The sequence below is a fragment of the Alishewanella longhuensis genome, assembly GCF_014653435.1.
GTDB classification, from domain to species: domain Bacteria; phylum Pseudomonadota; class Gammaproteobacteria; order Enterobacterales; family Alteromonadaceae; genus Alishewanella; species Alishewanella longhuensis.
Genome location: NZ_BNAO01000006.1, coordinates 81944 through 105010 on the forward strand (window position 1 = coordinate 81944; position 23067 = coordinate 105010).

The window sequence follows — 23067 nt, forward strand, 5'->3', positions numbered from 1 at the left end:
TTTAACCGATAGGCCGTTATTTCATCGTAGCGGCCTACTCGTCTTTACCCTTCCCGGTTTGCGCCATAAAACCGCTTTATAGTACGCGCAACTCGCCTTAGCGAATTATTGTAGCCTTGCCCTTAAGCGCAGGAATAGATTAGCGCTGACAATAATAATCGCGAAACAGTCATGCCTCGACTTACACCATGTTAAAGACACAATAATAATGAATTACACCCTGGGGAGGGTAGACATGTACAAACTCAATGCTATTACACTAGCCATATTACTGGCTGGCGCCATGCCTGTTATGGCACAACAAAGTGCCACCGACAGCAAGGAAAGCCCACAGCCGACAACAGCAGAAAATGAAAAAGCGATTGAAGTGATCTCGGTTACCGCCACCAAACGTCGCACTAAGTTAATGGAAACACCGGTGGCGATTACCGCCCTAAGTGAAGCCCAACTGCGACAAAGTGGTGTCAACAATATTCGGGATATTGCTGATTTAGTACCCGGCCTCGATATCTCTACCGCCACCGATCAGGCGGCACCTGTTATTTCTATGCGCGGTGTACGTTCAACTAATATTACCGAGCTGGGGGATCCCGCTGTCGGGGTTCACCTGGACGGCATTTATTCCCCGCGGATGCAAGGCGCACTGGCGCTGATGTATGACGTAGAGCGGGTAGAAGCGCTACGCGGCCCACAAGGTACGCTGTTTGGCCGTAACTCCACTGTGGGTAGCATTAACGTGATCTCGGCTAAACCGGACTTAAGTGGTTTTTCCGGCAACCTGAATGCCGAAGCGGGCCGCTTTAACAGCAAAAATGTCGGCGGTTTCTTAAATATTCCAATTAACGATGAATTTGCTATCCGGGTAGCGGCAAAAGGCTTAAAACGCGACTCTTACCTGGAAGGTTACTGGGATCCTAACCAATATGACACCCGCCATTTAAGCCAGGAGGTATTAAATGCCCCGGTGATTTCTGAAGATTCTTATCAGGGCATTGGCTCTACGGTAACCCAACGTGAAAACTGGTGGATAGACGCCGCCGGCACTGACCCAGAAGCCCAACGGGTACGGGCACTCACCCCGGCCAACAAAAAAGACTTTTATAACAATGCTAACGAGCATTCATTTCGGATCAGTGCCTTATGGCAGCCAGCCCATGGTCTTTTTACTAACCATACGGTCTTTCAGCAATATGTTAACAACAGTGCAGGTTCGCTCGACTTAGTTAACTGCGATCAACTGCGGGGCCGGCCACAAGAATACGGTGGTGACTGTTCCAGCTTTTTACCCAGCGACAATACCTATCAGGCGGTCGTGAATGTGCCGGGTGAGCTGAATCTGGATATTACCTATCTTCGTAACACGCTGAATTATAACTTAAGTGAAGAACTAAGCCTGGTTTGGCAGCTAGGATACGAGAATATGGATCGCTCGTCACAGCAAGACAGCGAAGTAGGTTTAGATCCCTGGGATGGTGCTATTTACTTTTTGAAAGGCACTGGTGCCACCTCTTACTCTACCGAAGTACAGCTGCAATCTGACGAGTTTGGTGACTTTGTTTGGATCAGTGGCATTAATTACTTCTATGAAAAAACCACAACCCTGGGTTACTACGATAACCCTATGGATGATAAAGCCTTTTGGGATCAACCAGACCGCTCAACGAAAGCTTATGCGCTCTTTGGTCAGGGTACCTACAAGTTAACCGATAAACTACACGGTACCCTTGGCTACCGTTACAGTAACGAAACCAAGCAAGATAAAGGTGGCCGCACCTATCGGTGCTCTAATGCTGATGGCTGTGCACCCGGCTGGTTTAACCGCACAGTGCTAAGTAACTTGCCGGTAGATTACTTTTACGATCCGGCAATTTACGCGTCGTATTTTGCTAATGACAACAAAGGCCAGTGGCAAAACCATGACTTTAGACTGGGTTTAGACTACAACCTGAGTCAAGACACCATGCTATACAGCTACCTGGCCTCTGGCTTTAAAGCCGGCGGTATAGGTGATGTCTTTGAAGTCGTCAATGATCGCACTGGTGAAGTCAGCCGCTTTGAAACACAGTTTGACCCAGAAAAAGTACTGACGCTGGAGCTGGGAGCAAAATCCAGTTTCCTAAATAACTCGCTAAACCTGCAAGCCGCGTTGTTTTATACCGATTATAAGGATATGCAATATGCCTCGGTTGGCTCTATAGGTAATGTTGAGCGGCTCTCGCCGGTGGAAGACGCCAACGGCAGCCCGATACTGGGACCAGATGGCATGCCTATTCTGGAGTTCCAAAATAAACCCGTTATTGCCTACTACACCCAAAACGTACCCGGCTCTACCATTAAAGGACTTGAGCTGGAATTTGATTGGAAACCCTACGCCAATGGCCGCTTCTCTGGCTACGCTACCTGGACCCAGGCTCGGGTCAGCGAGGACTGGATCACCAAGTGGGACTTTGACCCTGAGTACCTGTTTAATCTGTCGTATGAAGAGTCGATGGATCCAGAAAACAACCTGCTAACCACCAATTTAAAAGGCAATGATCTGGCCATGACACCGCGTCTGGCCGCCAATATCAGCTATACCCATAGCCTGGATTTGGGCAGCTATGGCTTTATCCACGGCTGGTTTAACTGGAGCTGGAAAGGTAAATCCTACACCACTATCTGGAATCTGGATAAACATCTGGACGATATGAACTTTGCCGTATCGGATGAAGCGGCTCTGTATATCAGCGACAAACGCGGTGCCTACAGCATGCTAAATGCCGCCTTGAAGTATGAGCCTCAAAACCAGGCTTGGTATGCCGAAGTGTTTGTCAGTAATGCCACCAACGAGTTGGTACAGTACTGGAATAACACCGGCAAAGGCATACCGAAAGGCAGCTTTGGCATGCCCCGTTACTATGGTGTCAGGGCAGGTTTTAATTTCTGATAAAAGCGCTGGGAGTCGCTGCTAAGACGCGGCTCCCAAAGTGTAAAAGTGCCCGGCCGGGCACTGCTGCAACTGCGCAAAAGAACCGGCCAACGCGTTTTATTGTTGATCATATTAGAGACACGCCAGTGCCAACGCAATTTGCCTTAAGTACACACTGGCGCTAAGGATATCGCTATGTTTTTTCAGGTCTTTCCTCGCCCTGTCCGCTGCCGTTTTACATTATCAGCACTTTGCCTGACGCTCGTTAGCGGTTACGGCACCGCCGCGGCCAATAATAACAGTGCAAGCTCCGGCAGCACGGCAACCTGGCCCAAAGTGCACAGCACACTGCAGCTGGATCCTGCCATCGAACAGCAAATCGATAAACTGCTCGCCAACATGAGCATTGAGCAGAAGGTCGCGCAAATTGTACAACCCGAAATAGGCTATTTAAGCGTGGCGCAAATGCGTAAATACGGTTTCGGTTCTTATTTAAATGGCGGTAATACCGCGCCCTACGGCCAAAAACAGGCCGACGCCAAAACCTGGCTAAAATTTGCCGATGAAATGTATGAAGCCTCAATCGATGACAGCGAAGATGGCAGCAGCATTCCTACTATCTGGGGCACCGATGCCATGCATGGCCATAGCAATGTATATGGTGCCACCTTATTTCCACATAATATTGGTTTGGGTGCGGCGCGTGATCCAGAGCTTATTCGGCGTATTGGCGAAGCGACCGCTAAAGAAGTGGCCGCCACGGGTATCGAATGGATGTTTGCCCCTACCGTTGCCGTAGTGCGCGATGATCGCTGGGGCCGCACCTATGAAAGCTACTCGGAAGATCCAGAAATTGTGGCCAGCTACGCGGGGCCGATGATCGAGGGTGTACAAGGCGTTATTGGCGATAATTTTCTGACTGGTTTTCACCGCATAGCTACCGCTAAGCACTTTATCGGCGATGGCGGCACCGAAAATGGCATTGATCGCGGTGACACCCTGCTAGATGAGGCCACCCTGCGCGATGTGCACGCAGCGGGGTACTACACCGCTATTGCCGCAGGGGCGCAATCTGTGATGGCATCCTTCAATAGCTGGAACGGCAAACGGGTACACGGCGATCATTACTTACTTACCGATGTACTTAAACAACAAATGGGCTTTACCGGCTTTGTGATCAGCGATTGGAACGCCCACAAATTTGTCGATGGCTGCGACCTGGAACACTGCGCAGCGGCTTTTAACGCCGGGGTAGATGTGATGATGGTGCCCGAGCATTTTGAAGCCTTTTATCACAATACCGTGCAACAGGTGAAAGATGGCATTATTAGCCAAGCCCGGCTAGAGGATGCGGTAAGGCGCTTTTTACGGGCCAAAATTCGCTTCGGCGTGTTTAATCGCGGCAAACCTTCCAGCCGGGCCGAATCGGCCCAGCCAGAGTGGTTTAATGCCCCGGCCCACCGCGAGTTGGCGCGCCAAGCCGTAAGGCAATCGCTGGTGCTGCTAAAAAACAACCAGAACATTTTGCCTATTGCAGCCAACAGCCGGGTACTGATTGCTGGCGATGCTGCCGATAGTATTGCCAAACAAGCTGGTGGCTGGAGCGTCTCCTGGCAAGGTACTGATAATACTAATGCCGACTTCCCCAATGCGACCTCTATTTATGCCGGTTTGCGCCAGCAAATCATCGCTGCCGGTGGTCAGGTAGAGCTCAGTGCCGAGGGTAAGTTCACGGTAAAACCCGATGTTGCTATTGTAGTGATTGGTGAAGAACCCTACGCCGAGTGGTTTGGTGATATTCAGCGCTTAGAATATCAGTATGGCACTAAAACCGATCTGGCCTTGCTGCAACGTTTACAAGCGCAGCAGATCCCGGTAGTTACCGTATTTTTAAGTGGCAGACCGCTTTGGGTTAATAAAGAACTTAACGCCTCTGATGCGTTTGTGGCGGCCTGGCTACCCGGCTCTGAAGGTCAGGGCATTGCCGACGTCTTATTAACCGATAGCAGCGGCAACATTCAGCACGACTTTAGCGGCAAATTAAGTTTCTCCTGGCCTAAATATGACAACCAGTTTGTACTGAATGTGAAAGATGCCACTTATGATCCGCTGTTTGCTTACGGCTACGGCTTGCGTTACCGCGATCAGGTTAATCTGGCGACTTTGCATGAAAACACCAGCCCCGCGCCCGAAGCCAATCCAGATGGACAACAGGCCCTGTTTGTAAAAAACCTTGCCGACGGCTTAGCCTGGCAACTGCTCGATAATAAAGGGGCCACTGCCCGTTTATACGGGGCCACCGGGATCAGTGCCGATGGCCAAAGTTTAACGATGCAATCGGTTAATCTGGCCTATCAGGAGGATGGTCGTAAATTTGTTTGGCAAAACGCGGCGCCCGCCAGCGTGTTATTGCAGTTTGCCGCGCCGTTAACCGATAAAAAGCAACTCGACCGGCTTGCAAACAAGGCATTACAACTTAGTATTAGGCAAGATCAGGCAGCGAGTGCAGAGGTAATGCTAGGTGCAATATGCGGGGCAACAGCTTGCCAACATCAGCTGGCATTAGGCCCCTTGCTAAGCACCTTAGCACCAGGTCAATGGCAAAGCATTGCCTTACCCCTGAATTGCCATGTGCAGAGCAATAGCCCTATTAGCACAGCGTTGCGCCTTAGTAGCAATGGCAATTTTAGTTTGGCGCTGGCCAATATCGCACTGGTGAATGAGGTGAGCAGTCATACCCTGCTACTCGACTGTCCACAATAAATAGGTTATACCCAGTTAGGCCTGCGAACGCATAGGTTACAGGCCACTGGGTAAGGGAGCGCGCATAGCAAGGTGATAAAATTAGACTCAAAAACCCAGTTATTCTGGCTTTGCCAGTATTGTGGCTGGGCAGCCTATGCTCTGCTGACTGAGCTAATGATTAAACTCCCTGGCCCTGAGCCCATGGCCATTCACTTACCACATTTGTTGCTAGACACCTGCTGCGGCTTTTTTATTACCTTATGGCTTAGGTATTTATATGCTAAGGCCAGACAACGCTCTACGGCCTTAAGTATTACAGCACATATCTGTTATTTGCTGGCCGCCTCGTTGCTATGGACACAATTTAAATGGGTCACCCTGCAATGGTCATACGGCAGTTGGTGGCAAACAATGAGCTGGTTTGACTTTGGCACCTGGACCTCGGCGTCATTCACAATGTTAGCCACCTGGACCGCAGGCTACTACGGCATAAAAATTTACTTAGATAATGCCGAGCAACGACATAAAGCGGCAGAAGCAATTAATCTGGCAAAAGAATCACAGCTAAAGATGCTGCGTTACCAGTTAAACCCGCATTTTATGTTCAACAGCATTAACGCCATTTGTACATTAATCCTAAAACAGGACAATAGCCACGCCGTAGTCATGCTGGAAAAATTGTGTGATTTATTGCGTTACGGTTTATACACCGATCCCCTCGCCAAAATTACCGTGCAGGAAGAAATGACGATACTGCAAACCTATGTCGATATTGAACAGTGTCGTTTTCAAAACCAGTTACAAGTAAAAATAGACTGCCAGCCAGGTTGCGAGCAACTGCTTATCCCATCCCTCTTGTTGCAGCCATTAGTAGAGAATGCATTGAAACACGGCACAAACACCGATAGCAAGATGGCCGTAACGGTAAGCTTTAGTCGTCAGCAGCAGTACTTACAAATTATGATTAGCGACAATGGCTCCGGCTTTCAGCATACTAGCAGCAGTGCCGGCGGCATAGGTATGAAAAACTGCATGGAACGACTACAACTGATTTACTCCGGCAACAGTACCTTTAGCTACGGCAATCAGCCACACGGCGGCGCGTGGATTTGTATTAACTTGCCATGCGAGCATGCCGAGGACTCTCGATGAAAACGCTAAAAACCCTGCTCGTTGACGATGAATACAGCGCTATAGAAGGGTTGGCAATTCGGTTGGCGGCCTTCCCACAAATTCAGGTAGTGGGCCACGCTACCCATGTCGATGCCGCTTTGCGGCTAATTAACCAAACTGCACCCGATCTGATCTTTTTAGACATTGAAATGCCCGGCAAGTCCGGTTTCGAACTGATTAAGCAATTACAACCTGAAACCTGCCCGGCCATTATTTTTGTTACTGCTTTCCACCAATACGCAGTACAAGCTTTTGAAGTACGCGCTTTGGACTACCTATTAAAACCAGTAAAAACACAACGACTGGCCGAGGCTATAGCGCGTGTTTCCAGTGCCAGCGAAACGCAGATAGCAACTAAACAACAGCTACTTGAGGTGCGCGATATTTTGCTGAATGGCCAGCTCAATCAGGGTAAAGATAGCCCGCCAATTTACCGCATAGAGCAGGAAAAACTGGTGATTCAGGACGGACATCATCCGGCACAATTAGTCCCCTACGCTGATATTTTATGGATTGATGCCGCAGGTGACTATATGTGCGTTCACACTTCAGCAGATACCTTTGTGATGCGCGCCCGCTTAAAAAGTTTGATCAAAGAAACACTACCAACCGATTTTATACGCATTCATAAATCCACTATTGTTAATCTGGCACACGTTACCAGGCTGGAGCCATTGCCCAACTCCGAGTACAACGCCATCTTAATCAATAATAAATCTCTAAAAGTCAGCCGCACTTATAGCCGGCCGCTTAAATGCCGCCTGTTGCAAAAAACTAAAGACTAACGCACTGTTACTCCTCTGGCCCACTTAATGTAAACACCAGATGTTTACGTAAGTCTTTTAGTACTATACCTTTTTTTAGCAATAAACCACTTAGCCGTTTTTGCCATAGCAATAACTGCGGCTGCGCATTATCCAAAGCCGCTTGCTCCGCCATTTGTACCCGCACCAGTAAGGATCCTGGAAAAGCTTCGTACTCCATACTAAACCAGCATTGCACCGTGCCGGGCAACTCGGTTAAGGCTTGCTGTTCCAGCGCAGTTACCGCGGCCAATACAGCGGCTTGTTGTTTAAGTTGTACTTTAGAGAGTTTTTTCATCTGTTAAACCTAGGGCGTGTTGACCTTTGCTGGTTGTTTTTGCAGCCGTTTGGCTGGTGTTTATACAAGGCAGAGCTTGTGATATGTAGTTATTCTACATGAATAGCCGCTAAGGCAATAGAAAGGCTCGCCATCTGCTGTCCGAGGAGGCTCTGCTGCAGCTCGCATGCTGCAGCTCTATAGTGCAATACGTTTAGGTCGGACGGCCTTTAGCAAAAATTACCAAGGTAATGCCGAAACAAATTGCCAGTGCCGCTAACACCAGGCGCACAGTAACAGGCTCTTGCAACAACAGTATGCCAGCTACCGCCGCTAACAAGGGTACGCTTAATTGCAATGTCGCAGCGCTACTAGCCGTTAACTGCGGCAACACACTGTACCAGATAGCATAGCCAACACCGGAGGTCAGGATGCCAGATAACAACGCATAACATAGTCCGATAACATCAAAGCGAGCGTTGGCAAAGAATACCAGGCTGAGCAGCAAAGCCATGGGCACGGCCAGCACAAAGTTACCGGCAGTCACCTGCAACGGATGACCAGCGCCTTTACCGCGCAGCGAATACAGGCCCCAGGCCATGCCAGCAGCCAACATTAACAACGCCGCCGGCAACGAGGCACCAGCGTCACCCGGCCATAACAGCACTGCCAACCCCAATAAGGCTAACCCTAACCCCAGCCATTGCCATAGTGCCAGGCGCTCACCGCGCCAAATACCATAGCCAATCATGGTCGCTTGTACTGCACCAAATAAAATGAGCGCGCCCATGCCGGTATCCAATTGGGTATAGGCAAAAGAAAAGCCGGCGGCATACCCAAATAATGCCAATGCCGAAAGCCAATTGCCCTGCCCTACAGCAGCGGTTTTGGCATAATGCAGCCGCGCCAGCAGCCACAACACCAAAGCGCCAGACACTAAACGCACTGTGGTAAAACTGGCGGCATCAATAGTGGTATGTGCCAGCGCCAACCGACATAACAACGAATTACCGGCAAACGCCAGTAGCGCCAAAAAAGTGAGTAGCGCTAAACGCATAGCAGGAAGTTTGCCAGTCATTACTATAAGTATCCTATAACAGCACCGTTTTAAAAGCACTGTTACCTTAACTGCTTAGAAAACGTAAATAAAGCCGATACCTACTTCTGCTTCAAAGTCACCACGGGCAATCGGGCTTTTGCGAACAGCACTGCTAAAATGCTCATACAGTGCCTCGCCGTAAATCTGCCAGTTATCGTTTACATAATGGCGATAATTATAATTGATGCCGATAGAGCGGAAGCCACCCCCCATATCGGTTGCTGCTAAACCCGATGCCGCCGATTGCTCAGCGGTGATGCCGAAATCTTTATTGGCATATTTACTATCGTGAAATACCGCAACAATATTCACTTCAGAGCCTGAACCATCAAACTTCTCGCCGAACCGACGACCCACACCGAATAAGCCCAGATTACCATTCCCACCGGTGACAACACGACCCACCAGCCAATAGCGCCAATCGGCTGCAAAGGCGCGACGGCTTTGCAGAACTAATTCAAAGCCCTCGTCACTTTCACCAAGCCCATCCAGATAGCCTTTTTTAGAATCACTTTCAGCACGCCCCTCATCAAAGCCAACAAGGGCTTCGAATAACCAAGTGTCTGCACGTAAGCCGCGCCAGCCTATGGCCTCACCGACCCAATAGAACACGTCATTGCCGCGCCGCCATTGCAAACCACCGGCCGGTTCAAGCTCCAAACCAAATTCGTCCGATCCTTCGTAGGCGGTTTCGTACTCAATACCCGCACCTAACGCAAAACTCCAGCCATCTTTGCCCCGACTAAAATCATCAATAGATGGCAAAGGCACCAAGGCGGTTTTTGTATCTTGCGCTAGCGCTGATGGCAAGAGCAAGCTATGGATGAATAAGGTTGTGCACAACACTATCAGTTTCTTCATAAAATATTTCCTGTACTAATTGAACAAAGTGCCAACTAATCTATACATTAGCATTTACGAGTTTTCCTACTAAAAGATCAGATAATTACAAATCATGTTTGAACGTTAGAGCAGCATTGTTATTCTTATTAGTATGCCACGAAAGGCGAGAGATGACCTGCGATGCTTCATTTACCGGCATAACGGTATAGCTTTCGGTGGCAAGCGCCTTTCCAGCCATTGTTGATTTCCCAGATCAGACTCAGAATAGCAACATGCTTGTGGCTGAATTTAACGGTCACTAAACAGCTCATCTTGCTATCTTCCAACAGTTCACGGTGTTTTTTTTGATTCAGTGTCAGGAGTATGACAAAGCTAATGTGACTAAAATGTCTCGGAATTTACGACATCTAGTTATGACTTTTTTGCTGCTCTAGCAGCCTGGTAATGCGAGAAGATAGGGTGGCTTTGAGCGCAAAGCGGTTCACCGATGCGTTGTAGATGTATAGACTCCCATCCCTTAGGGAGAATATGGTGAAGGTGTCATACCACCCAATGTTGATGTGAACGGTTTGCGCTACCGCAGTAGCGCAACTGTCAGGCAATGTGCATTTTGAATTATATTAGATGCCTGCTTGCAACCATTCCAGTGCCGCAGGGAATCGGCGCGACCAGTCCACTTCGCAGTGTCGTCCAACATCATCCTTCACCAACTTAAGATTTTCCGGGTTAAACCCCTGTTTGAGCAACAGGCTATTTAATTGTTCAATCTGCTCGTAATTGCCATATTCCATCTGCCCTATATCAAAATATATTTTGCTATTACCGATAGTTTGGTGGTGCTTGATGGCTTCGAATAACACATTTTTTCCGTCCATATTTTCAATCGCTAAAGCCGGTGAAAATGCGGCGGTAAAACCAAAGGTGTCGCTATGCGCCAGTGCGGCATAGATGGCCATTAAGCCGCCCAGTGAGCTGCCCGCTAAACCGGTGCTGGCGGGCTGTGGATTAGTGCGGTAGCTGCTGTCGATAAAGGGTTTTAGTGTGTCCTTAATCGAGCGAATAGTTAATTCACCCTGGCCTTGTCTGGCCTTGCCATCGCGATCTTTAAAATCCCAGGGGTTGTATTCAACCCAGCGCTGGGCGCTATTGGGCACCGCCACCACAATCATTTCATCCAAAGTGCCAGCGGTGGTCAGATCTTCCAGCAGCTCATCAATGCGCCATTCATCGCTATGTGCTGAGTGAGCGTTAAAAATATTTTGGCCATCCAACATATATAAAACCGGGTAGGTTTTGTGAGTGTTGTGTTGATAGGATTTGGGAAGATAAACGTATATATCACTGCTGCGAGCAAATTGTGGCAGAGTAAAATCTTTATGCTGTATTATGCTGCCGCTTAAACTCGGCTCAGCTGTTTTTAATGGCTTATCGCCGGTCCAAAGCGGAATATGCACTGCCATTTCGGCATCGCTACCCGTTGCCTGATATAGATAGATACATTGGCTTTTTGCCATTTCGTTGGCGGGCATCAGTTGCCAATCTTTGTTTTTTACCAAGGTGAAAAATACATTTTTTTCGGTGACGGGAATGGTAGCGCTCAGCTCCCCCTTGTCGGCTCTAAGTGGGTAAGCCTTGTCCCCCTCCAGCGCCCAATCATTAAAACTGCCGACCAGATGAACAGTTTCATCGACAGAGTAATCAGCGGGTGGTGTCACCTTGATGGTTAAGGTAGGTGCTGCCGGATTTTTGTCGGTGCATGCGCTTAGGGCTAAAACAGCGGCGATTGTCAGGAAGGTTTTGTTATGAGCCATCATCAACAATACTGCCCTGCTACCCAGCCGGAGGCCCAGGCCCATTGGAAGTTATAGCCCCCTAACCAGCCAGTCACGTCCACCACTTCGCCAATAAAATACATGCCGGGTTGGTTTTTCGCTTCCATGGTTTTAGAGGAGAGCTCATTGGTATCTACGCCGCCAAGGGTCACTTCCGCGGTACGATAACCCTCGGTGCCATTGGGTTTAAAGATATAGCAGCTTAAGGCTTGGTCGAGTCGCTCAATATTTTTGGCATGTAGCGCTTTTAGCGGTTGGTTTTGAAATACCTGTAGCTCCAGCAGTTTTTCCACTAAGCGTTTCGGTAAGATCTTGGCTAAAGCGGTTTTTAGCTCTTGCGCCGGATGCTGTTGCTGCTGCTCGCTTAAAAAGCTGGCGATAGCCTGCTCTGGTGCCAGGTTAATCGTTAGCTCATCCCCCGGTTGCCAGTAATTAGAAATTTGCAAAATGGCTGGGCCACTTAGGCCACGATGGGTAAACAGCATATCTTCTGGGAACACGACATTATTGGCTTCGGCCGTTACCGGCAGCGACACACCGCTAATTTCTTCAAATACGGCTTTATCACTGGGTTGCCAGGTGAGCGGCACTAAACCGGCGCGCACCGGCAGCACCTTTAAGCCAAATTGCTCAGCCAGTTGAAAGCCAAAAGCAGTGGCGCCTAAATTGGGCAAACTTAAGCCGCCACAGGCCACCACCAGGCTTTGACATTGCCGGGTGAGCTGGGGGGTTACTACCTGATACTGACCATCAGCAAAGGTCACGTTGCTGATCTCTTGCTGTAGGGCAATTTGCACGCCGGCTTTATCACATTCCTGCTGCAGCATATCGACAATATCTTTGGCGCTATTATCGCAAAATAGCTGCCCCAGCGTTTTCTCGTGATAGGCAATGCCATATTGCTGCACCAGAGCAATAAAATCCCACTGGGTATAGCGGCTTAAGGCCGATTTACAAAAATGCCGGTTTTCCGATAAGTAATTAGCGGGGCTAGCGTAGATATTGGTAAAGTTACAGCGACCACCGCCCGACATCAGAATTTTCCGGCCGATCCGTTTGCCGTTATCCAGCACTAAGGTTTTACGGCCGCGTTTCGCCGCTTCAATGGCACAAAACAAACCGGCAGCACCGGCACCTATTACAATAACATCCCACTGCTGCATCTTATTTCTGCTCTGTTGTGGTTAAGGGCGTGGCTGCCGCTAACTGCTGTTGATAACCTTGTTGCAAGCTTTGCCAATCGGCTTCCTGCCAGTGAAACACCGCTAACTTACCCTTTTCTTTATTCAAGGAGCGCAATAAACGCGCTAAATTCTGCGCTGTCCATTCCCCCGGTGGGCGGCGGTTACATTTATCAAAATCAATCAGCCACACTTTACCGGCGGCATCGAGCATAATATTGCGGCAATTTAGATCCGAGTGATATACCCCCAGCTGATGCATTTGCGCAATAGCGGCGCCCACCGCTTGCCACTCTAAGGTAGTAATAGCGCGCTGCTGTAATATCGCGGCTAAGTCTTTGCTGTTTGGAATAAGCTCAATTAGTAAATCGGCGCGGTAAATCAGGCCGCTACGCTGATAACTGGCAGCAACCGGACGCGGTACTGCTAAACCTTGCGCGCGCATCCAGCTTAATAATTGGTATTCCTGCATGGCGCGGCTTTTGGCCACTGGCTGTAACCAGAATTGATCGTGCAAAACCTTCCCAACTAAGCCACCGCGATAATAATGCCTAAGCACCAGTTTATGCTCGCCATGCTGCAGAAAATAGGCGGTATTACGGCCGGTAGAGCTGCCAATTATCGCTTGCTGTTGTTGCCACCATTGGCTTTGAAAGTGCTTGGCCGTGACGTCGCTAAAAAACTGTGGATCAAACCAATAACTGCTGCCCGCTTGTGTAATGCTTTGATAAGCCGCTGGCACCGAAGGCTGTATTCTTGGAGGTGTAGCTAACTGATGTTTGGACATACCGCTTCCTGATAAAAGTGCATCTATTGCCGCCAGAGTACGCGCAGTGGCGCCCTGTTGCTGCAAGAAAAAGTGTTGCGCTCTTTGCCCTTGTGTGTGGCGGGCGGCCGCATCGGCCAATAACATTTGGCAATTGTTGAATAAGGCCTGACTGTCGGCTACCAGCGCTACGGCTTGCTGTTGCTGTAATTGCCGGTAGGCGTCTTTAAAATTAAAAATATGCGGCCCGCTCTGTACGGCTTTAGCAAAACAGATAGCCTCCAGCGGATTATGGCCACCACGGGCAATTAGGCTACCGCCAATAAACACCAGATCGGCCAATTGATACCAGGCCAGCAGCTCGCCCATGGAGTCGCCCAGAGCAATATCAGCAGTAAGCTCTGGCAACACTGCCGTTTGCTCTGCCGCGAGACTACTACGCCGCCATAAGCTTAACCCTGCCTGCTGCACCAGCTCGGCTACTTTATCAAAACGCTCTGGATGGCGCGGCACCAGTAGCAGCAATAACGACGGAAATTGCTGCTTTAACCTGGGATAAAGTGCCAGCAACTGTTCGTCTTCACCGGCATGCGTACTGGCTGCTACCCAGACTAACCGCCTGGCAAAGGCCGGCTTAAACTGTTCAAGTAACCCAGCGGTGGTGGCGGGAATAGCCAGTTCAAACTTTAAATTACCGCTCACCGCTAAGGCGCCATTATAACCCAGCGTACGAAAGCGCTGGCTGCTAGCCTTATCCTGGGTTAGCAGCAGGCTAATATTGCCAAGTAACGGTTTAGTGAGTGCTGCAAAGCGGCGGTAGCCTTTGGCTGACTTGGCAGATAAACGGGCATTGACCACCACCACCGGAATAGCGCGCTTGGCACAGCCCGCTAGCAAGTTGGGCCAGAGCTCAGTTTCCAAAATAACCAGCAACGCAGGCTGTAGTGCTGTTAAAAACCGCCTAACCGCACCAGGATAATCCAGCGGTAAGTAACAATGCTGTACGCTGCTACCAAAACGACTTTGAATAGTGGCAGAGCCGGTTGGCGTGGTGCAGGTTACTGTGATGCTTTTTCCCGGGTATTGCTGTTGTAACTGTTGAATCAGTGGCGTGGCCGCGATGACCTCGCCGACCGATACCGCATGCACCACTATCCCACCCGGTGTTAGCTGTTTAGCCTTTAATCCAAAAGCAAAACGCTCCGGCAAACGCTGCCGATAGGCGGGATCTTTGCGCGAGCGCCAGTAAAAATAAGCCAGCAAGCACGGGCAAGCCAGATATAGCAGTATGCGATAAAACTGTAATGTCACCCTTGCCACCTAACGACCAGAAGTCTCATGCTCTGGCCTTGCCAGTTTCCTAAATAAGGCTTCATAGTGCTGATTCATACGCTCCCGACTAAACTCTGTTAATGCTCTGGTGCGACCATTATCAGCAACAACCTGCAAGCTTGTTGCATGTTGCAGACAGTGTTTAATGCGCTCGGCTAAAGCTCTGGCATCATTTTCAGCCACTAAAAAACCATCTTCACCATTACGCAATACTTCCTGAATACCCGGTACTGCAGAACCAATAGCAATGCAACCAGCCGCCATACCTTCCAGTAACGCAAGCGGCATTCCTTCATAATGTGAGCTAAGCACTGCCAACTGATTTTGCTGCAACAATGCTGGCACATTGCGTACCACACCTAAAAATTGTACTTGCTCTGCAATACCTAATGTAGCGGCTAATTTTTCGAGTGGTTTACGGTGCAAAGACTTTCCGCCACCGGCTAATAGCAGCTTAGGCGTTACGCCTTGTAGTTTTAACAAGGCGAGGGCTTGAAACAAGGTTGCATGATCTTTTTGCTTTGAGAAGCGCGACACCATAACTATGTCAGGATTACGTTCAATCAAAGGAGGCACGGCCATCTCAAAGGGCACTGTATTAATACCATTGGAAATAGCATAACAGCGCTCAGCAGGCATACCTTGTGCAAGTAATACTGCTTTTACACCTTCAGAACAGCCAACAATAGCGGCTGTGCGCTGGCTTAACCAACGCGACTGGGCTAAGCGCCAACGGTTGTAACGCTCTTTTGTATTATGCTCCACGTGCACCAGCACAGGTACCTTGGCCAATAAGCCTGCATAACGGCCCCATAAGTGTTCACTAAAACCATGGGCAACTAATACATCGGGCTGTTGCGCTTTGCACAATTTAACTAACGCCAGTATGGTGGCAATCTTACTCCACCCCGGCACAACCGCTAATGGCAGACCTTGCTCTTGTAGTTCTCGGATACGAGCAGGATCACCGCGACGTTTTTTCCGTAATACCAACATCGGACTGATATGCTCAGAATCGAGCGCGGCACGTACAAGCGAAATAGCTACCTGTGTAGCACCACCCGAAAAGCCGCCAGTGACAAAATGCAGAACACGGATTTTTCCTGCAGTATCAGGCATAAGGTCCTCAATCGACTAAAAGTTACACAGATTTAAAAACTAAAAATCCCCAGTAATGCTTACAGGGGATTTAGCGCACACTTCTTTAATTTCAACAACAGCTTGCCAGAAGGCGCTTAATTTATCGCCACAAATCAGCGACCCACTGCACAGGCATAACCCGGCGATACCACTTACCGCTTACCCCGGCAATAGCGTCAGGCGGGTTTGGCTTACCATGAAACGCCACTATTTTAGCACCTTTAGGGATAGTGGCAGGTTTAAACCAGCACATCAGCGCGCCAGGTAAACAATGCCGCTTAAAGCTGACGCACCAGCCTTCTGGCCAATATTGTAGTTTGCCTTGCTTAGACAGGTTTTGCGTTACAAACTCTTGCTCGTTACGCACCTTTGCCAACTCGCGCTCTTTATGGTTTTTCAACAAATCAATTAAGTCGCTGTGAGAACCAATATCGTAGCGGTATACCGAGGTATTGCCGGTATCGTCCGATTTATCCCACTCTTTAATCACATAGAACTCGCCTTTAGGCTCAAAGAAACAGTCGATATTATCAACAATCACCACATCTAAATCGATAAATAAGGTGGGGCCCATTAAGTCATACAGGGGATCAGCAAAACTGGTCACTTTTAACCAACCATGGCCAAAGGTCCAGGGCTGGCGTTCGTCAAAGTCTTTAAAACCAACGGCTGGAATATCTTTTACTTCAATATGGCTATCAATACCTACGGCATCATCGGTTAAACAAATAAACCGAAAAGGCAAGGTCAGATTGCGACTTACCATAGCATGCAGCTTGTTGACATACTCAGGGCCATATTTTTTGCCCCACTTAATACACAGTACATTTACTGTTGTCATAGAATCCTCGGTCACAGATAGCGCTATTGGTCAGTTCAGATCCTAATAGGCTAAATTGGTTCGGTCAAATTGCAATTTTTTTGCTAATGCTGTCAATCATACCCGTTAACCGCCCAGTTGGCACAAAATTTTCTATTTTTGGGTATTTTATGCCCAAGCAATGCAAGGCAGTAATGAACTGTTCATACTTAACTGCTAACATTACGCTTGCATTTTATTTCTTGATTAGAAGCCTTTTGATGGACCAAACAATCTATTTATCCTTAATTATTCCCTTTTATAACGTTGGCGAGAATTTTAAGCCGTTATTGGCTTCTCTTGAGCAACAATTAATCCCCGGCGTCGAAGCCGTTTTAATTTGTGATGGTGCCACTGATGGCAGTTTAGAGGTTGCCCGGCAACATCTAGCGGAGTCTGCGGTACCTTTTCGTTATCAACTTATTGCGCAAACTAATGCTGGGGTAAGTGCAGCCCGCAACAAAGGTATAGCACAAGCGCGCGGCAGCTATATCGGCTTTGTTGATGCGGATGATGTGTTATTGCAAGGCTATAGCAGCACCCTGCTAGACGTTATTAAACAGCAGCAACCTGACCTGATTGAAATGGGTTTTAAACGTTTTAGCAAGACGGAACAGTTAGCTACTGCCAAGTCGCGCTATCTGCACAAAAAAGAAGGGCTACAAGCTTGTCATAAAGTGGCTTTGGCTACGTTTAAAACGAACCGCTGGTATCCTTGGCTACGCGTTTATCGCAAAGCTATGATAAATAATTTTGCCTTTCCTTTGAACGTAGGTTTTTGCGAAGATCTAATGGCTATACCTGCGCTATACCAACATGCCAAAACGCTGTTCTGTATAAGACAACCGCTGTATGGTTACAGGGAGCATGCGGCTAGCGCAACGTTTAATGTAAAACCTGAAGCCTTGCTAGCACTGAAACACTTTAGTCTGGCGATAAGTAAAGGTGAAGACTATGCCGACCTTCCATCGAAATGGCGATCTGTACTGCAATTCAATCTGGCGTACTTACTGTTAAAAATGCATAAAACATCGCCCGGCAATCAGCAGTTATCACCTGTACTCACTGCCCATTTACGTACTATGGGGCGCCGACATATGCTTACACCGGGTATGTCACTGCGAAAAAAGCTACGTTTGGCTTTTCCAAATGCCTTATACGCCGCTAAAAGCTAAATAAAAAGGGAGCGGTATGTCGCTCCCTTTTATCAGCTTACCTCTTTATGTTAAAGCGCTGCCAATACCACTTCGGCTTTGCTTACTTCAAAACTCTTTGGCGCTTCTACATTTAACAAGGTTACCACACCGTCTTCAACTATCATGGCATAGCGCTGTGAACGTAAACCACCAAAATCACCGGTTTCCATAGTTAGATCAATAGCTTTATGGAAACTAGCGCCACCATCGGCTAAAAAGGTAATCTCTTCTGCATTTTGGCTATCTGCCCAGGCTTTCATCACAAAAGCATCATTTACCGCTATACAAACAATGCTATCAACGCCTTTCGCCTTTATTTGGTCGGCCAGCGCAATATAGCCTGGTAAATGCGCGGCAGAACAGGTTGGGGTAAAAGCACCTGGCACTGCAAACAACACCACTTTTTTACCGGCAAAAATATCACTGGTGGTGGGATTCTGCATACCGTCGGCCGTTAATTGTGCAAAGGTTGCTGCGGGTAATTTATCGCCTACTTTAATCATCATTATCTATCCTTATTTAGAAGCTTATTTAATAGCTTGTTTAATATAAACATCAAATCGGTTGTTCTTACCCTTTACCACCAGTTGTGGTGCAGTACCAGCCAGCACTTCTGCATAGCCCGGGCGCTTTACCACCACCCGATATTTCGCCAACGCTAAAGCCGGTGCTAACAAGGCATCGGCGTCTGTATCACTACCGACCACATCATGAAAGGCCCGCATTTCTTTTTTTACCAGTGCCGATTTGTCACGCGGCGGGAACATAGGATCTAAGTAGACCACATCCGCAGCAGGCAGTTCAGTTAAGGCCATTAATGCTGGCGAAAAATAAAGCTGCATCCGCTCGGCCAGCTCCGCCGTCTTAGGATCTAAAGTGGCACGCCTTAAGCCATCATGCAATAGCGCTGCGACCATGGGGTTACGTTCTACCAGAGTAATACGGGCGCCCAAACTTGCCAGCACCAACGCATCCCGCCCAAGGCCAGCGGTGGCGTCTACAATGTGTAAGTCGCGCTTTTTATTCAAACCACAGGCTTTAGCGATAGCCTCATCTTTACCGCCGCCAAACTGCCGCCGGTAACTGGCGGCAGCACTGGCAAAATCGACCAGTATATCGCCCTGTTTCGGTAAATCGGCATGGCGTAGCACTAAGACATCGTCGATATAGGCCAGATGCCACTTCGCGGCCTGCGCTGTGGGCGCTAAGCCAAACTGCTGACAAAGCGCTGTCAAATAAGGATCAATAAATGCTGTTGGGCAATACAGCGCAGTCATAACACACCGTTAGCTAAAAAACTGGCGCACAGTGTAACTGCGCGCCAGTGGTGAATGCCAGTATTACGGCAGCTTTATCGGCTGATACGGCGAATATTATCCGCACTATCGCGATCAATTAACGTGATAAAAGGGTCAACCCCAGCAAATGCCGGCAAGGTGTCTACTTCCAGCTGCAGCTGATTGCTACCACTGACCAGCTGATACTTCTGCTGGTGCAGCACACCAGAATCGGCACCCACTTTATCTGGATCCTGACTAAACAGCGCTACTGTTACTTCTTGCTGCATAGGCACCTCTTGTTGCCGCCCTTGTTCGTCCGCTTGCAGTTTAGCGGCATGGATGGTTAAGTTTATTTGATAACGGCCATCTGCCAGCTCAGTAGCACTGGCCTGTTGCAAACGCAGATCATACAAGGTGATTTGGTTAAATTGATCGTCAATAAAAGCCGCCTCTGCCGCAGTCGTATCACGTTTTAAGTAGGCTACCAGATCCAGCGTGGTTGGGAAGGGATCATTCCGATAACGATAGCGCTCAGTAAAAGCACGTAGATTGGCATTCAGCCGTGCTTCGCCCAGCAAATCCCGGATAGCCATCATCACCACAGAGCCCTTCTGATAGTGAATATAACTTTGTTCTTCTGAGCGTAGTAACGGCATCTCTGCCATACGCTCCGCTGACCGGCCGCGTAAGTAACCATCCAATTCATGACGGATAAACTTGCGGATATTAGCCGCACCATATTTATGTTCCAGCACCATAATGGCCGCATACTGCGACAAGCTCTCTGAGATCACGGCGCTGCCTTGTACATTGGCTGCGCCAACCTGATGCCCAAACCATTGATGTGCCACTTCATGCGCTGTTACGTAATAAACCGGATCGATATTATCTGGGTTACGTAAATCCGTAATAAAACCAATTTGTTCAGAATAAGGTACGGTGTTAGCAAAGCTTTGGGCAAAGCCACGGTAGCCTGGAAATTCGATAATCCGCATCTGCTGATGCTGATAAGGACCAAATTCAGCACTAAAATAATCCAGAGAATCCCGCACAGACTCTATCATTCTGGCGATATTCCATGGGTGCCCCGCATGATAATAGACTTCAATATTAACGCCATTATGTTGCTCTCGCGCCACTTCATAGCGACCAGAGCTAATGGAATAGAAATTCACCATCGGCTTGTCCATTTTATAATGGAAAAATTGCCGCTCGCCTTCGCGCCATTGTCGCTGTAAATAGCCTGGTACCAGCGCTATTTGATCGGCAGCAGTGGAAACAACGGCTTCAAACTCGATAAAATCGCCATCGGGCCCAAAGAAGTTTTGCTGGTAAAAGCTTTCGTCTTCCAGTTTATTGGCCCGTGCGCGCGGTGCCAGCCCTCTTTTTTGCCGTTCGTGTCGATCATTAAGTTCAAAACGGTTCTGATACCCAAAGCTGGGTAATAACTCCCAGTTATTGATAAAGGTACCGTTTTCCACCAAGGCATAATCAATGTTGTTTTCTTTAATTCCCTGGTTGCGCCGTTGCAAGCTAATCTCTCCGGTCAAGATTGCTCCCGGTGCTATCGGCTCAGCAAAATGCAACCAACTGACACGAAAATGCGGATCGGCTTCACTCAATTCTGCGCCAGCAATGTTGATAACAAGCTGTTTAGTATTAGCCGGCCAATTTACCAACAACTTACTAATAGGCTGTGAACTCTTATTTTGCCAGGTAAATTCAACCCTGGCGTTAAGTTGGCGCTCGGCCGGATAAAGATCCAGATAGGCCATAACGTTGGTCGTAATCAGCGTCGGAGCTGCTTCTAACGCCTTAAACTCTTTCTCATAGTCAGCCTGTAAGTCCATCAGCTGCTCGGCCGTTTGATACTGATTCACTACACGGGTTTGCTGAAACAAAAAGGCCCCACTTAGCACAAATACCAGTGCGCAGGCGCCTAGCGCAGCAAAACCCTTAGTGCCCAGCTGATAAGATAACTGCCGGATCCGGCTGCGTAACGGCTGTGCCGGCCCCCGGTGATACAGCCCGTAACCGATAATAAACAGCATCAGGCTGAATGCCCCCCAATACAGCATGTACCAACTATGGCTGTATAGGGTCCAACCGTAACCATTTAGATCAGAATAGGCATTCACCGGCGACATGCCAAAGTTATACATACTGTGGCCAAAGCCCCAGGACATCATCACAAAGGTGGTCAGGTAGTAGCCGACAAAGAGCCCCATCCCAACATATTTATTCGGACTTATCACCTGCAAAAAGAACGCTAGCGTTACTGTAAGCATAAAGGGCAAGAGTGTAAAAAAGCCCAAACGAATGGCGTACTGACTTAACTCTAGGTTATCTATGCCTTTAATTAGCTGAAACCCTATTGTTGTCAACATAGCCAGCAGATAAAGTAATGCCATCACCAAGGCTACTGCGACATACTTAGTTAACCAGAAGGTTAAATTGGGTACCGGCAGGCTATCAATAATATCGCCCATGCCACTGCTGCGCTCACGCCAAACCACTTCAGCACAGTAATATACCGCCACTACAATCATAATAATGCTCATAGCGCCTTGAATATCGAACACCATGCTCTGGGTTAATGGCCAACTTGAGGTACCGTACCAGCCAAAATCATCAAACATGGGCCCCACTAAGTTCACTATGGTTATCAGGCCCAATATCAGAAAGGGAGCGGTAAATAAGACTTGCCGGATCTCAAAGCCGAGCCGGGTTAAAAATGGCGGTAATAGCGAGTAACCCACCGCCTTTTGTTGCAAGCTGCTCAGCGCCGGCGGGGCAAGCGCCGCCTCCACTTTCTTGCCTTTAGCTTTATCGGTTTTCGCCTGACTAGGCATGCGAAACAATCCTGATACAGCCAGCAGTACCAAAGCAACAGCTAACCAAAGCGTGCGGTTTTGTAATATTTGCCCCGTTAGGCTAACCAATTGTTCGTTTTTCTCAATAATGGTCCAATACCGGGTTACATCATTATAAGTGCGCAAAGCAAAAGGATCTAATAAAGCAGCCAGTTCACGGTACTCCGGCAACGAGGCAAAATTTCCGGCAATAATATAAAGCACCAGCAACAACACAGCCGTTAGATACAATGCCATCATCGAGCGGAACTTACGGGCCATAGCGTAAAATAGCGCGGATAAAATAAACAGGTTAGGTACCGACAACAACATAAAAGGCTGCCAGTAATTCACCAGCCGAGTTGCACCAAAACGGCTGGCATCAACCCAGGGCATAAAGCTCCCCAGCAAAATACCCAAAGGTACTGCAGCAAATACCAGTACTACCACCAGATAGCTACCAAAAAAACGACCTAACTGATATGGCAATGGTTGCAACGGTTTACTGTGTACCAGTTCTTCCATCTGCCAGGCACTATTACGCAAGGCACTGGAGCCGACAAAGTTTACCACCAGAAACATCGCAAAAATTCCCAGGGTTAATAACACTGCGCTAATAGTATGAGGGCTGTTTTTAAAGACTTCACCACCGCCACCGATAACCACGGCATTGGATACGGTAGCCAAAAAGCTCACCAAAAATAGCAACAGGCAAACGACATAAAAAGAAGGCTGTCGTAAGAAATAACGCAGCTCAAAACGCAGCATAGCTGTAAACATA

At 48.4% G+C, this 23067-nt stretch carries 16 protein-coding genes; 5 read left to right on the plus strand and 11 right to left on the minus strand.

The genetic code is table 11. The features are described 5' to 3' along the window. The first annotated feature begins 235 nt into the window (after window positions 1–235). The 4 genes from IE163_RS12585 (at window position 236) to IE163_RS12600 (ending at window position 7611) form a co-directional block, all read left to right on the plus strand. Window positions 236–2926: a TonB-dependent receptor gene (locus tag IE163_RS12585; protein ID WP_189433332.1), complete on the plus strand. Its 2691-nt coding sequence runs from the start codon at window positions 236–238 to the stop codon at window positions 2924–2926. Between the two features lie 177 nt (window positions 2927–3103). After that, window positions 3104–5671 (plus strand): glycoside hydrolase family 3 protein, encoded by a 2568-nt coding sequence (locus IE163_RS12590; protein WP_189433333.1) that lies wholly within the window; start codon window positions 3104–3106, stop codon window positions 5669–5671. A gap of 72 nt (window positions 5672–5743) precedes the next feature. Beyond that, on the plus strand, window positions 5744–6805 hold the full coding sequence (locus IE163_RS12595) for a sensor histidine kinase (RefSeq protein ID WP_229833559.1): 1062 nt from the start codon (window positions 5744–5746) through the stop codon (window positions 6803–6805). Continuing rightward, a complete protein-coding gene (locus tag IE163_RS12600) occupies window positions 6802–7611 on the plus strand; it encodes a LytR/AlgR family response regulator transcription factor (RefSeq protein ID WP_189433334.1) in 810 nt (269 codons plus the stop codon). Before IE163_RS12595 ends, IE163_RS12600 begins: the two co-directional genes overlap by 4 nt. A gap of 7 nt (window positions 7612–7618) precedes the next feature. On the opposite strand, the gene IE163_RS12605 is transcribed toward IE163_RS12600, so the two are convergent. The 8 genes from IE163_RS12605 to IE163_RS12640 form a co-directional block, all read right to left on the minus strand. Further along, a complete protein-coding gene (locus IE163_RS12605) occupies window positions 7619–7927 on the minus strand; it encodes a hypothetical protein (RefSeq protein ID WP_189433335.1) in 309 nt (102 codons plus the stop codon). A gap of 193 nt (window positions 7928–8120) precedes the next feature. Further along, the gene (locus IE163_RS12610; RefSeq protein WP_189433336.1) at window positions 8121–8984 is read right to left on the minus strand and encodes a DMT family transporter; all 864 of its coding nucleotides are present in this window, start codon (window positions 8982–8984) and stop codon (window positions 8121–8123) included. A 54-nt stretch (window positions 8985–9038) separates the two neighbouring features. After that, a complete protein-coding gene (locus IE163_RS12615) occupies window positions 9039–9866 on the minus strand; it encodes a MipA/OmpV family protein (protein ID WP_189433337.1) in 828 nt (275 codons plus the stop codon). Between the two features lie 602 nt (window positions 9867–10468). Beyond that, entirely contained in the window at window positions 10469–11662 is a 1194-nt protein-coding gene (locus IE163_RS12620; protein WP_189433338.1) for an alpha/beta hydrolase, read from the minus strand. After that, on the minus strand, window positions 11662–12843 hold the full coding sequence (locus tag IE163_RS12625; RefSeq protein ID WP_189433339.1) for a BaiN/RdsA family NAD(P)/FAD-dependent oxidoreductase: 1182 nt from the start codon (window positions 12841–12843) through the stop codon (window positions 11662–11664). The genes IE163_RS12620 and IE163_RS12625 overlap by 1 nt, the downstream gene beginning before the upstream one ends. A gap of 1 nt (window position 12844) precedes the next feature. Continuing rightward, on the minus strand, window positions 12845–14938 hold the full coding sequence (gene waaA / locus IE163_RS12630; RefSeq protein WP_229833560.1) for a lipid IV(A) 3-deoxy-D-manno-octulosonic acid transferase: 2094 nt from the start codon (window positions 14936–14938) through the stop codon (window positions 12845–12847). Between the two features lie 9 nt (window positions 14939–14947). Then, entirely contained in the window at window positions 14948–16078 is a 1131-nt protein-coding gene (locus IE163_RS12635; protein ID WP_189433341.1) for a glycosyltransferase, read from the minus strand. A 121-nt stretch (window positions 16079–16199) separates the two neighbouring features. Continuing rightward, entirely contained in the window at window positions 16200–16940 is a 741-nt protein-coding gene (locus tag IE163_RS12640) for a glycosyltransferase (protein WP_189433342.1), read from the minus strand. Window positions 16941–17179: 239 nt separating this feature from the next. Here IE163_RS12640 and IE163_RS12645 point away from each other — a divergent pair, with 239 nt between their 5' ends. Beyond that, entirely contained in the window at window positions 17180–18133 is a 954-nt protein-coding gene (locus IE163_RS12645; protein WP_189433343.1) for a glycosyltransferase, read from the plus strand. Between the two features lie 50 nt (window positions 18134–18183). Here IE163_RS12645 and IE163_RS12650 read toward each other — a convergent pair whose 3' ends face one another. The 3 genes from IE163_RS12650 to IE163_RS12660 form a co-directional block, all read right to left on the minus strand. After that, the gene (locus IE163_RS12650; RefSeq protein ID WP_189433426.1) at window positions 18184–18657 is read right to left on the minus strand and encodes a peroxiredoxin; all 474 of its coding nucleotides are present in this window, start codon (window positions 18655–18657) and stop codon (window positions 18184–18186) included. Between the two features lie 24 nt (window positions 18658–18681). Beyond that, window positions 18682–19431, minus strand: coding sequence for a class I SAM-dependent methyltransferase (locus IE163_RS12655; protein ID WP_189433344.1), 750 nt, complete (start codon window positions 19429–19431; stop codon window positions 18682–18684). Between the two features lie 74 nt (window positions 19432–19505). Then, a complete protein-coding gene (locus IE163_RS12660) occupies window positions 19506–23066 on the minus strand; it encodes an ABC transporter permease/M1 family aminopeptidase (protein WP_189433345.1) in 3561 nt (1186 codons plus the stop codon). Window position 23067: the final 1 nt, after the last annotated feature.